At 69.9% G+C, this 13,122-nt stretch carries 6 protein-coding genes and 1 pseudogene; 5 read left to right on the plus strand and 2 right to left on the minus strand.

What is annotated here, in order from left to right; translation table 11 throughout:
• Positions 1–295 precede the first annotated feature (295 nt).
• A complete protein-coding gene (locus ACFO3J_RS10660) occupies positions 296–1,540 on the minus strand; it encodes an FUSC family protein (protein ID WP_386428475.1) in 1,245 nt (414 codons plus the stop codon).
• 249 nt (positions 1,541–1,789) lie between these two features.
• Here ACFO3J_RS10660 and ACFO3J_RS10665 point away from each other — a divergent pair.
• The 5 genes and pseudogenes from ACFO3J_RS10665 to ACFO3J_RS10685 all read left to right on the plus strand — a co-directional run.
• Positions 1,790–3,139 (plus strand): annotated as a pseudogene (locus ACFO3J_RS10665) (glycoside hydrolase family 27 protein); the annotation flags it as partial.
• 354 nt (positions 3,140–3,493) lie between these two features.
• Entirely contained in the window at positions 3,494–5,656 is a 2,163-nt protein-coding gene (locus ACFO3J_RS10670) for a discoidin domain-containing protein (protein WP_386429180.1), read from the plus strand.
• Between the two features lie 100 nt (positions 5,657–5,756).
• Positions 5,757–9,074 (plus strand): glycoside hydrolase family 3 C-terminal domain-containing protein, encoded by a 3,318-nt coding sequence (locus ACFO3J_RS10675; RefSeq protein ID WP_386428476.1) that lies wholly within the window; start codon positions 5,757–5,759, stop codon positions 9,072–9,074.
• A 168-nt stretch (positions 9,075–9,242) separates the two neighbouring features.
• Complete coding sequence (locus ACFO3J_RS10680; RefSeq protein ID WP_386428478.1) at positions 9,243–9,560, plus strand: hypothetical protein; 318 nt, start codon at positions 9,243–9,245, stop codon at positions 9,558–9,560.
• A gap of 53 nt (positions 9,561–9,613) precedes the next feature.
• The gene (locus ACFO3J_RS10685) at positions 9,614–9,898 is read left to right on the plus strand and encodes a hypothetical protein (protein WP_386428479.1); all 285 of its coding nucleotides are present in this window, start codon (positions 9,614–9,616) and stop codon (positions 9,896–9,898) included.
• Positions 9,899–10,138: 240 nt separating this feature from the next.
• On the opposite strand, the gene ACFO3J_RS10690 is transcribed toward ACFO3J_RS10685, so the two are convergent.
• Positions 10,139–12,688 (minus strand): multicopper oxidase family protein, encoded by a 2,550-nt coding sequence (locus ACFO3J_RS10690; protein ID WP_386428481.1) that lies wholly within the window; start codon positions 12,686–12,688, stop codon positions 10,139–10,141.
• Positions 12,689–13,122 lie beyond the last annotated feature (434 nt).

Below are 13,122 nucleotides of genomic sequence, written 5' to 3' on the forward strand. Positions count from 1 at the left end.
AGGATCAGGAGACGAACTGCTCGACAATCTGGAACGTGCGGGGTGAGCCGATGAAGTTGCGCTCTTCCCATACAGATCCATCGCTGTTCTGCTCATAATTTGCGCGCGTGTTGGCAGAGTGTTACAGACGCGCTACGGCGGCGTCTACGCCTCGGAAGGCAACGATTCACGTCCGGGCAAAGGAAGTTGAACCGCCCGGCGGACCGACCGGCGCGATCTGCTCGCTGTGGCGGAAAACGGTCGGGACGCGGGCGCACGGGTCCGACGCACCCGTGCCCCGGACCGGAGACGGGCGCTACTTGAAGGCGTCCTTGGAGGGATTGGACACCCGCCGGTAGACGCGGGAGCCGGCCAGCCGGCGGCTGATCATGTGCAGCCGGGGGTGACGTTCGCTCATCTCCTGCGACTGGCGGTCCAGTTCCTCCACCAGCCGCTGGGAGCGCTTGTCCACCGCCAGTTCGTCCAGGATCCGGTCCACCTCGGCGAGCAGCGCGCCGTGCAGCTGCCACTGCCGGGGATGCTCCTGCACCCCGGCCAGCAGCAGCGCGGCCACCAGGTTCCGGCTCTCCCGGGCGCCGTCCAGCGCCCGCCCCAGCCGCTCCTCGGCCCCCTCGGCGTTTTCGGCCACCTGGGTGGTGATCAGCTCGGCGAAGCTCTGGATCGCCCGGGCGACGTTGCCGAACAGCTCCTCCAGCTCCTGGGCCAGCTCCTCGGGGAAGAGCGACTCCTCGGTGCGCTGCTTGGCGAGGTCGGTGAGCGTACGGGACAGCACCCGCAGCACCACCGCGCAGATCTCCAGCGTGTCGAGCCCGGTGCGCAGCACGATCCGGGACAGCACCCCCTCCCGTACCCGGGGGTTCCAGCGCAGGCTGTCCTCGGCCTGCCGCAGCGAGGCGTCGACCTCCGAGATGACGTGGTCCACCCGGCGCGCCTCGTACAGCCGCTCGGCGGCCTCCTCGACCGGCAGATGGCCGGCGATCTCACCGCCGAGGTCCCGGAACAGCCGGGCCATCCGGCGCGCCAGCGAGTCGATCGACTCGCCGGCCGGCTGCACCAGCACCGGCGGCGCGAACAGCAGGTTGAACAGCAGCCCCACGCCGGCGCCGATCAGCGTCTCGTCCACCCGGTCCCAGGCGGTGAACGACACCCGGGTGACGCCCAGCACCAGCATCGCGCTGATCGCGATCTCGACGGTGAACTCGCCGACCCGGACCACCCGCCCGACCAGCAGCGCGACGAAGATGATCAGCCCCAGGCTCCACCAGTTCAGGCCGACCAGCGAGCTGAAGGCGGTGGCGATCAGTACTCCGATCACCACCGAGTTCACCCGGCGGATGCCGGTGGTCAAGGTGGAGTAGAGGGTCACCTGGACCACCAGCAGGGCGGTCAGCGGCGCGGTCAGCGGCGCCGGCTGGGGGGTGAACCAGACGGCGACCTGGAAGGCGAGGACGGAGGCGGCGGTGGACCGGGCGATCTGGGCACCGGCCGGTTCGGTGGTCCACCGGACCAGTTTGACCACTGGTTCTGGTACCTCGGGCATCTCATGCCCTTTCCCGTTCTCGACGATCCGACCGCTCCGGCGCGCCGCGGGCCCGCACGGTGGGCCGCGGCACACCGCCACAGCCTAAAGTCGATCTACGCCGCGGGGCCGGGTGGCGCGGCGCGTCCGTACGGGTTCACACGTTCACCCGCGACGGTCGTTGACACGTCCGCTCCGCGCGGCTGTGATGTGGTTGATTTCGTTCGATCCCGTTGATTTGTGCGCCACTCACACCTCCCGGAGCCGCAGATGCCCCACCGACCACGTCTCCGCGGCATCCTGGGACCGAGCTCCGCCGGGCGCGCCGTCAGGGCGATTCCCGGGCGCGCCGCACCGCGTGCCGGCCGACACGCCGGGCGGCCGGACTCCCGGCCCGCCGCCCGGCCCGCCGCCGGGACCCCCGCCCGTCGAACCGCCGGGACCGCCGTCCGGCGCGCGCTGAGCGCCGCGCTCGCCTCGGCCGCGCTGGCCGCCCAGCTCGCCGGTGCCCCGCCGGCCAGCGCCGTCGACAACGGTCTGGGGCTGACCCCGCAGATGGGCTTCAACAACTGGAACTCCACCCACTGCCGGGCGGAGTTCGACGAGTCGATGGTGGAGGACATCGCCGACATCCTCGTCTCACGGGGCCTCAGGGCGGCCGGCTACACCTATGTCAACATCGACGACTGCTGGGCGCTGCCCGAACGCGACACGCGAGGTGACCTGGTCCCCGACCCGGTCCGCTTTCCGCACGGCATCAAGGCGGTGGCCGACTACGTCCACGCCAAGGGCCTGAAGTTCGGCCTCTACTCCAGCGCGGGGACCAAGACCTGCGACAGCGGCGGCTTCCCCGGCGGCCTCGGCCACGAGCGGCAGGACGCGGAGCTGTGGGCGTCCTGGGGTGTGGACTACCTCAAGTACGACAACTGCAACAACACCGGCACCGACGCGCGGGCCCGCTATCAGGCGATGGGCGACGCGCTGCGGGCCACCGGCCGGCCGATCCTCTACAGCGTCTGCGAGTGGGGCACCGGCCAGCCCTGGAACTGGGCCCCGGCGCTCGGCAACTCCTGGCGCACCACCTTCGACATCGGCGACTCCTGGTCGAGCATGATCGGTATCGCCCACCAGAACCAGCCGCTCGCCCCCTACGCCGGGCCCGGCGCCTGGAACGACCCGGACATGCTGGAGGTCGGCAACGGCGGCATGACCGACACGGAGTACCGCACCCACTTCAGCCTCTGGGCGCAGATGGCCGCGCCGCTGCTGATCGGCACCGATCTGCGCTCCGCGAGCGCCGCGACCCTGGCGATCCTGGAGAACACCGATGTGATCGCGGTCGACCAGGACCCGCTGGGCCGGCAGGGCACCGTGGTGTCGTCCGCCGACGGCCTGGTGGTGATGGCCAAACCGCTGGCCGACGGCGGGGCTTCGGTGACGCTCACCAACGAGACCACCTCGACGCGAACCGTGGCCACCACCCTGCGGGACGTCGGGCTGGGCGCCGCGGCCTCCGCCGCGGTCGAGGACCTCTGGTCGAAGGCGGTCTCCGGCACCGACGGCCCGATCGCCGCCCCGGTGCCCGCGCACGGCACGGTGATGCTCCGGGTGACGCCCGGGCGGCACTGAACCGGGACGAAGGGGGTGGGGACGCCGTGCCCCGCCCCCGCCCGGCACCCCGCTTGACAGCCGCACCGCTCGTGTAAAGATCTTGCACACAGCGACAACCGGCATAACTCCCGTATCCGGTCAAGGAGTTCGCGAAAGCTTCGGTTGTCGACAGCACGCCGGTGACGCTGTGAATCGCTGGTGCGAATCCTGTTCACTTTCTTGACGTGTCAGCAACAGCGCCGTAATCATCGCAGCATCCAGAGAGCGCTCTCTCACCCCCGGCGACGACACTCAGGAGACGCCGTGACCGGCAGCCCCCCACATCCGTCCAGCAGAACCACCCGATCGCTCGTCTTCGCCTGCATCGCGGCGCTGATCGCGACCTTCGCACTGGTGATCCTCCAGACCCCGGCCCGCGCCGCGGGCACCCTCCTCTCCCAGGGCAAGCCGGCGACGGCCTCGTCCACGGAGAACGTGGGCACCCCGGCCTCAGCGGCCGTCGACGGCAACACCGGCACCCGCTGGTCCAGCGCCGCCGCCGACCCGCAGTGGCTCCAGGTGGACCTCGGCGCCACCTCCAGCCTCTCGCAGGTGGTCCTCAACTGGGAGACCGCGTACGCGAAGGCCTACCAGATCCAGACCTCGGCCGACGGCACCAACTGGACGAGCGCCTACTCGACCACGACGTCCACCGGCGGTACGGAGACGCTTTCCGTAAACGGTTCCGGGCGCTATGTCCGTATCTACACGACCCAGCGGGCCACCCAGTACGGTGTCTCGCTGTGGGAGTTCCAGGTGTTCGGCTCGGCCGGCACCGGTAACGCCGCCTGCTCCACCACCAACGCGGCGCTGAACAAGACCGCCACCGCCTCCTCCACCGAGAACGCCGGCACTCCCGCGTCCTCCGCGGTGGACGGCAACAACGGCACCCGCTGGTCCAGCGCGGCGGCCGACCCGCAGTGGCTCCAGGTGGACCTCGGCTCCTCGCAGAACATCTGCGGGGTGAATCTGATCTGGGAGACCGCGTACGGCAAGGCCTACCAGATCCAGACCTCGACCGACGGCGCCAACTGGACCACCGCCTACTCCACCACCACCGGTCCCGGCGCCACCGAACTGATCACCCTGACCGCCACCGGGCGCTACATCCGGCTGTACGGCACCCAGCGCGCCACCCAGTTCGGCTACTCGCTGTGGGAGTTCCAGGTCTTCACCGGCGGCAACGGCACCACCGGCGGCACCACGACGGGTGGCACGACGACCGGGGGCACCACCACCGGCGGCACCACCACCGGGGGCACCACGACCGGCGGGACCACCACGGGCGGCAGCACCGGCGGCACCACCCCGCCCAGCGGGACGCTGCTGTCGTACAACAAGCCCGCCACCGCCTCGACCTACCAGAACGCCAACGCCTGCACCGGCTGCACCCCGGCCAAGGCGTTCGACGAGGACCCGGCCACCCGCTGGGCCACCAGCGACAGCACCGGCTGGGTGGACCCGGGATGGATCTCGGTGGACCTCGGCGCGACCGCGCACATCAGCACGGTCGTCCTCCAGTGGGACCCCGCCTACGCCAGCGCCTACCAGATCCAGACCTCGGCCGACGGCACCAACTGGACGAGCATCTACTCCACCACCACCGGCAAGGGCTTCAAGGAGACCCTGAGCGTGAACGGCAACGGCCGGTACGTACGGATGTACGGCACCGCCCGGGGCACCGCGTACGGCTACTCCCTGTGGACCTTCGACGTCTACGGCACCGGCGGCAACCCCACCGCGCCGCCCGCCCTGCCGCCGAACCCGGGCAACCCCGAACACCTGGTGTGGAGCGACGAGTTCAACGGCGCGGCCGGCACCAAGCCGGACACCACCAAGTGGACCCAGGACACCGGCGCCGGCCAGAACGGCGAGCTGGAGACCTACACCAACGGTGACAACACCACCATGGACGGCAACGGCGACCTCGTCATCGAAGCCCGCAAGGAGGCCAACGGCCAGTACACCTCCGGCCGGATCAACACCTCGGACCACTTCAACTTCACCTACGGCCACGTCGAGGCGCGGATCAAGGTGAGCGGCACCCAGGGTCTGTGGCCCGCGTTCTGGATGCTGGGCTCCAACTTCAAGACGGGCACCCCGTGGCCCAACTCCGGTGAGATCGACATCATGGAGCACGTGGGCAAGGTCCCGGACTCGGTGTACTCGACCCTGCACGCCCCCGCCTACAACGGCGGCAACGGCTACGGGTCGCCCTACACGCTGGCCGGCAGCGACTTCGCCAGCGCCTTCCACACCTACGCCGTGGACTGGGACTCCAGCCACATGACGTTCTCGGTGGACGGCCACGCCTTCTTCACCGCGGACAAGGCGACGGTGGAATCGACCCGCGGTCCGTGGGTCTACGACCACCCGTTCTACATCATCCTCAACAACGCGGTGGGCGGTGACTGGCCCGGCGCTCCCGACGCCAGCACGGTCTTCCCGCAGCGGATGCTGATCGACTACGTGCGGGTCTCGCAGTAGCAGCCGACGCACACCGGCCGCCCCGGGCCCGCCAAGGGCCCGGGGCGGCAACCCCCCACCTCCTCTTCCGGCCCCACGGCCGTACTCGAGAGGCGAACAGATGCATCTCGCTCCGCAATCACCGTTCGGCCCACCCCCACGGCCTCCGGGCCGGGCCCGGCGGCAGGCCGCGACCCGGCGCTCACGGATCGCCGCGCTGGTCGGCTTCGTGCTCGTCGTCGCGCTCGCCCTGGTGGCGACCCCGCACCTGGCCGGCGCGGCCGGCCCCGTCCTGCTCTCGCAGGGCAAGCCGGCCACCGCCTCCTCCACCGAGAACGCCGGCACCCCCGCCTCGGCGGCCGTGGACGGCGACCCCGGCACCCGCTGGTCCAGCGGCTTCAGCGATCCGCAGTGGCTCCAGGTCGACCTCGGCTCCAGCCAGTCCATATCGCAGATCGGGCTGAGCTGGGAGGCGGCGTACGCCACCGCCTTCCAGATCCAGACCTCGGCCGACGGCGCCAACTGGACCAACGTCTACTCCACCACCTCCGGCACCGGCGGCACCCAGAATCTCGCCGTCACCGGGACCGGCCGCTATGTGCGGCTCTACGGCACCGCGCGCGCCACCGCCTACGGCTACTCCCTGTGGGAGTTCCAGGTCTACGGCGGCTCCGGCACCACCAGCCCGCCGCCCACCGGCTGCGGGACGACCACCGCCGCGGTCGGCAAGCCGGCCACCGCCTCCTCCACCGAGAACGCCGGCACCCCCGCCTCGGCGGCCTTCGACGACAACCTCGGCACCCGCTGGTCCAGCGCGGCGGCCGACCCGCAGTGGCTCCAGGTGGACCTCGGCACCTCGCAGTCCGTGTGCGGGGTGACACTCGCCTGGGAGACCGCGTACGGCAAGGCGTTCCAGATCCAGACCTCCGCCGACGGCGCCAACTGGACCACGGCCTACTCCACCACCACCGGGACCGGCGGCACCGAGACGCACAACTTCACCGCCACTGCCCGCTATGTGCGGATGTACGGAACGGTCCGCGGCACGGCGTACGGCTACTCGCTGTGGGAGTTCACCGTCCTGACGCCGGGCGGCTCCACCACCACGCCGCCGGGCGGCGGCAACGGCGACTGCCCGTGGGTGAATTCGACCGCGCCGGTCGCCACCCGTGTCGCCCAGGTGCTGGCGCAGATGACGCAGGCGCAGAAGATCCAGATGCTGCACGGCAACGGCGGCACCCAGCCGTACATCGGCGACATGTCGGCGATCCCCTCGCTGTGCATCCCGGCGATGGGCTTCCAGGACGGACCGAGCGGCGTCGGCGACGGACTCGGCGGCGTGACCCAACTGCCGGCCGCGGTGTCCTCGGCGGCGACCTGGGACACCGCTCTGCAGAAGAGCTACGGCACGGTGGCCGGCGCGGAGTTCAAGGGCAAGGGCGCCGATGTGGCGCTCGGCCCGACGATGAACATCGTGCGCGACCCGCGCTGGGGCCGGGCCTTCGAGACGTACAGCGAAGACCCGTATCTGAGCGCGCAGATGGCCACCGCGAGCATCCAGGGCATCCAGAGCCAGGGTGTGATGGCCGAGGCCAAGCACGTCGCGGTCTACAACCAGGAGACCAACCGCAACGGCCCGGCGGACAACGCCGTGGTGGACAACCGCACCTTGCAGGAGATCTATCTGCCGGCCTTCCAGGCGGCGGTGAGCAAGGGCGCCTCGGCGTCGGTGATGTGCGCCTACAGCACGGTCAACGGCGTGTACGCCTGCCAGAACGCCTATCTGCTGAACAACGCCCTCTACCAGCAGGCCGGTTTCGGCGGTTTCGTCACCAGCGACTGGGGCGGCGCGCACTCCACGGTGGACTCGGCGAACAACGGCATGACGATCGAGATGCCGGGCGGCTACTTCTACGCCGACTTCCTCAACCAGGCGCTCGCCAACGGCACGGTCAGCCAGGCGACGCTCAACACCATGGTCGGCCGGGTGCTGACGCAGATGTTCGCGTTCGGGCTGTTCGACCACGCCAAGACCGGTGACCGCAACGCGGTGGTGACCTCCGCCGCGCACCAGGCGACGGCCCGTCAGGTCGCCGAGCAGGGCAGCGTCCTGCTCAAGAACAGCGGGATCCTGCCGCTGTCCACCGCCACCACGAAGTCGATCGCGCTGCTCGGTCCGGACGGCGGCGCCGGGGTACGCAGCGTCGGCGGCGGCAGCGCCACCGCGACGAGTTCGGGGACGGTCTCGCCCCTGACTGCGCTGCAGAACCGGGTGGCCGGCAGCGGCGCGACCGTCACGTACAACGACGGCACGGACATCAACGCGGCCGTGACCGCGGCCCGCGCCGCCAACGTGGCGATCGTCTGCGTCGGTTACGGCGAGAACGAGGGCACCGACCTGACCAGTATCGATCTGTCGGCCCAGCAGAACCAGCTGGTGCAGCAGGTCGCGGCGGCCAACCCCAACACGATCGTGGTGCTCAACACCGGCTCCGCGGTGACCATGCCGTGGCTCTCCTCGGTCAAGGGCGTGCTGGAGGAGTGGTACGGCGGTCAGGAGGTCGGCAACTCGCTCGCCGCGCTGCTGTTCGGCGATGTCAACCCGTCCGGCAAGCTGCCGGTCACCTTCCCCGGCTCGCTGGCGGACGTGCCCGCGCACACCACCGCCCAGTGGCCGGGCAACGGCACCAATGTGCAGTACAGCGAGGGCCTGAAGGTCGGCTACCGCTGGTACGACGCGCAGAACATCACCCCGCTGTTCCCGTTCGGGTTCGGCCTGTCGTACACCTCGTTCTCCTTCTCCGGCCTCCAGGTCGGGGCGCTGAACGGGAGCGGCAACGCCACGGTGAGCGCGACCGTCACCAACACCGGCACCCGGGCGGGCGCCGAGATCGCCCAGCTGTACGTGGGCGATCCCGCGTCCACCGGTGAACCCGCCAAGCAGCTCAAGGGCTTCCAGCGGGTCGACCTCCAGCCGGGGGCGAGTGCGACGGTCACCTTCCCGGTCACCGCGCACGACCTGGCGTACTGGAACACCGCCGGCAACAACTGGACGACGGCGGCGGGCGGTTACCAGATCATGGTCGGCGACTCCTCACGGAACCTGCCGCTGACCGGGACGCTCAACGTGGCCACCGCGATGAGCGCGAAGACGGTGGACGCGGCCGCCACCCCGGCCGCCTCAGTGACCGTGGACAACCCGCACGGTATGAGCAGCCCGGCCCGTACCGAGGTCCGGCTGCCCGTCACCGCGAAGGCGTCGGTCGCGGGCCAGCAGCTGGCCTTCACCGCGACCGGGCTGCCCGCCGGGCTGTCCATCAGCCCGTCCGGTGTCATCTCCGGCACACCGACGGCCACCGGGACCAGCACGGTGAGCGTGACCGCCTCCAACGGCCACGGCGCGAGCGACACGGCCAGCTTCGTCTGGACGGTCGGCTGACGGTGGGCTGACCGTCCTGGTCAGCGGCTGATTGGGTGTGCGGGCCGGCCGTGGCCGGCCCGCACACCGTCGACGCACCGTTGTCAGGAGCAGGCCAGAATCGTAGGGTGACGTGTGGCTCCCGGCACTCCCGTACCGTCCGACACACATCTCACCCCTGGACGCGACATGACGCGACGCCGCCGTACCCTCATCGCCGCCTGCGCGCTGGCCGTCCCCGTACTGGGCGCCGCGCTCCCGGCCGCCGAGGCGGCCGTACCGCCCGAGCACGCGATCGTGGTGTGCCAGAGCGCGAGCTTCTACGCCAACTACGACAGCGCCGGCGGGCCTTCGGGACTCAAGCGGGTGCTCGGCTACGGCGACAAGATCGGCCACACACCGGGCTCGCACCCGGTCTACAACGGCTGGGCCGCCTCCTTCGACTACGGCCCCAACGACTGGGGCTATCTCCGGATCGAGTGCGTCGGCGGCTACGACTCCTGGTGACCCGTCCGGCCCGCCCGGGACCCCGACCGCCCCGCCCTCCAAGGGAGTCGAGAATGCTGCGTACCGCCTCGATCACCGCCACCGGCGCCGCGCTGTGCGCCCTGGCCCTGCTGACCACCGCCGCCCCGGCCCACGCCGCCAACGGCACCGTCGGAGTCCGCGAAACCGTCTGCGCCCAGGACCTCTACGTCCGCACCGAGCCCGTCGGCGCCTGGATGGGCACGCTCTACCAGGGCCAGACCTTCCTGGTCGAGCAGGTCGACGGCAGCTGGGTCTACGGCTTCGCCTACGGCCAGATCAACCGCCACGGCTGGGTGCAGAACGGCTGGTTCTGCTGACCCGCTTCTTCGGCCCGGGCGGATACGGGCCGAAACCCGCACTGACCTGGCAGAACGCGCCTTCGGCCGGTTCGTCCCCGGGGCGCCTCCCCCCGCACCGGTGGCGGAAAGGCGCCCAAGGGCACGTCGCGGGCGACCGCGCTTCAGTACCTTGATGGTGGGAATGCCGTGTCGCAGGGGGGTGGACGGCTGGCGGGGTGGGCGGTGACCCCGAGGATGTGCGTGTTTGCCCAGCGGCGGTCAGGTGATCCGGAAGTTCGCCATCATGCCCATGTCCTCGTGTTCGAGGTTGTGGCAGTGGAAGACGTAGCGTCCCTTGAAGGTGCTGAACCGAATGGCGAGCTGGACTCTTTCGCCCTGGCTGACGAACACCGTGTCCTTCCAGCCGTGGTCGTAGGGGCCCGGGGCGCGGCCGTCGCGGGAGATCACGTGCATGGTGGCGTTGTGGATGTGGAATGGGTGGTGGAAGTCCGAGACGATCGTCCACAGTTCGGTACTTCCAGCGGGTACGTCGGCTTCCGAGTATGTCGGGTCGAAGACCCGCCCGTTGATCGTCCAGCTGTCGGCGCCTCGGTGGAACTTCATCGTGCGCCGAGTCATCGCCGGGGTCGGGCTGATCGCGTCGATCGTGGACAGCTTGCTCGGGACGCGGCTGCTGTCGCTGGTTGCCCGGGCGACGACGAAGCGCATCACGACCGCGGTGGAACCCGAACCGAGCAGGTTGACCATCGTGATCTGGTCGCCGACCTTGTAGCGGTTGAAGTCGATGACCACGTCGTAGCGCTCGGCCCCCGCGATCTGGATGGTGTCTTGCGGGAGCGGCGCTGCCAGCAGGCCGTGATCGCTGCCGATCTGGGTGAACCCCACGCTCCGCCGCGAGGAGTCCTGGAGCGCGAGCTGGTAGGTGCGTGCGTTGGAGGCGTTCAGAATCCTGAACCGGTAGCGGGCGGTGTCGACCTTCATCACCGGCCAGGGCGCCCCGTTGACGAGGATCACGTCTCCCATGACGCCCTTCATCGAGGACTTCTCGACGCCGGGGACGGAGTGCATGGCGGGGTCGAGCGCGGGGTAGAGGAACGATCCGTCGGAGGCGAACGCGCGGTCGGCGATCATCAGGGGCACGTCGCGCGCTCCCGACGGAAGCCCGAGCGACCGCTCGTCGGCGTCGTGCGTTATGTGGAAGCCGGCCAGGCCGCGGTAGACGCTCGCGCCGGTGAAATCCATGCGGTGGTCGTGATACCACAGCGTCCCGGCATGTGGCTGTTCCGGATAGATGTAGTCGCGGGTCTGCCGTGTGATGCCGGCGTCCGGATCGGTCCCGGTGGGCATGCCGGCCATAGCAGGCATCTCGGGGAAGGTGCCATACTTCGCGTCGGGCAGGATGAAATCCGTGGGATAGCCGTCGCTGTCGTGCGGCGTGGTGCCGCCGTGCAGGTGCACGACCGTCGGCACCGGAAGACCGTTGCGGTGGCTGACGACGACGGTGCGGCCCGGATTCTGGACGATAGTCGGGCCGGGGAAGGTGCCGTTGTAACCCCAGATCGGTGTCCGCAGGCCGGGAATGATCGTCGCCATCGCCTCCGACTGCACGATCTCGTAGTAGTCAGTGTCGGAGGTCCGGCGACTGGGCCTGAGCTGCTGCGGGATCTTCAGGGCCGAGCGGAACTGCGGCGGCAGCGTGATCTCGCTCGTGAGGGTCTGGATGCCGGAGTTCGGGTCGCGGTGGCTCTGCGAGCCCCCGTTGTTGTTGCCGTGGCCGTTGCCGTGGCTGTTGTTGTTTTCGGGAACGGTCCCCGGGCCGGGATGTGGTGGCGCTCCTCCTCCGGTTCCGGTGACGCCGGCAAGGTCCGCGACAGCCGCGGCGGCGGCCAGCCCCGCAACCACTCCAGCCGTCGTCAGGACGGCGCGACGACTGTGCAGGGTCTGGCCACCCGGCCGGCCCACCTCACCGGCCGTCCGCGCTGGGCCGTCGAGAGCCAGGGCCCGGCTCCTCGACGCGGAGCGGACTGGCTTCGGAAAGAGGATGAACATCGCGCCGGCGAGGAGGATGAACACAGGAGCGCTGTTGATGTCGGTGGCCTCACCGGTAGCGATGCCACCGAATGCTTGGCCCACGACCCAATAGCCCATGTTGAGGACGATGGCGATCCACAGGACTTCTCGCGCGTGCCATCGCAGACCCACACCGCATCCGATGAGGAAGGAGAGCCCGGCGCACAGGAGCGCGATCACCTGCCCCCGGCCCTCAGTGATCCGGGCAGCGTCGGTGAGGACCGCGCTCAGCCATCCGGCCCCGGTGGGGGCGCCGGCGATCGCATTGCTGACGGAGTCGTCACCGCTGTTTGCGGCGAGCAGCCAGAGCCACCCCATGACGATCCACAGGGCGGCCCACATCGTTCGGGCCCCCCGGTCCCCGAGCAGGCCGCCCGGCCGATCGTTGGGCCACACCATCAGCGCGATCAGCGCGTACAGCACCACGGCGCCGGGTGCGCCGGTCAGCGAGTCGGCGGTATTCATGAACAGCATCCCGAAGGCTTCGCCGAACCACCAGACGATCACGGACCAGACCAAGGAAGAAGCCAGCGCCACGGTGACAGTGCGGCGGTGGAGCAGACCGAGTCCGATGGCGATCTGGATCAACGCGAACACGATGTTCCAGGCTGCCTGGTTCGCACCGGCCAGATCAGCTCCCCAGACGATGCTGGACGCGAGCCATCGCGGCTGGCCGGTCTGCATGCCGGCCAGCTCCTGGACCCACTCCGCCGAGAACATGAAGGGCTGGAGCTGCAACGCTCCATCGAGTATCCAGACGAGCCCAAGGACGGTCCGGATCGTTCGCGTGGCGTCCGAGGCGAGGTATCCGCGAATCGACGTGAACGACGGAAGACGAACGCCCCGGCCCTCTCCTCCGCCGGAGGTCACCGCAGCCCACGCGGTCATCGCCGCACCCCCAGGCACACGAGAGGACGGGCGGCAGAGCAGCGCAGGACGGGACGAAAGCTGCCGCGATCACGGCCTGGGCACCGGCGGACACAAGGGGGTCGGCACATCGAAGCGCGCGCCGAGCGGTTAGCAGGAACTGTCATCCGTCAAGCGTCGCGATGTGCTCGTCGGCGGGCATCGCACAGCGGGAGGTTTCCGCTACCCCACTGGAAGTACCCCTGGCTACTCCGCTGGGAGTAATGGCTGGCCTTCCTCCGGCAGACGTGACGGGCGTCGACGAC

It is taken from the genome of Streptomyces polygonati (assembly GCF_042650325.1).
In the GTDB taxonomy this organism is placed as follows: domain Bacteria; phylum Actinomycetota; class Actinomycetes; order Streptomycetales; family Streptomycetaceae; genus Actinacidiphila; species Actinacidiphila polygonati.

What these genes read in the sequence shown, in the direction of transcription:
- ACFO3J_RS10675 (WP_386428476.1), top strand. Translation starts at nt 5,757, where the DNA reads ATGCATCTCGCTCCGCAATCACCGTTCGGCCCACCCCCACGGCCTCCG.
- ACFO3J_RS10680 (WP_386428478.1), top strand. Translation starts at nt 9,243, where the DNA reads ATGACGCGACGCCGCCGTACCCTCATCGCCGCCTGCGCGCTGGCCGTC.
- ACFO3J_RS10660 (WP_386428475.1), bottom strand. Translation starts at nt 1,540, where the DNA reads ATGCCCGAGGTACCAGAACCAGTGGTCAAACTGGTCCGGTGGACCACC.
- ACFO3J_RS10685 (WP_386428479.1), top strand. Translation starts at nt 9,614, where the DNA reads ATGCTGCGTACCGCCTCGATCACCGCCACCGGCGCCGCGCTGTGCGCC.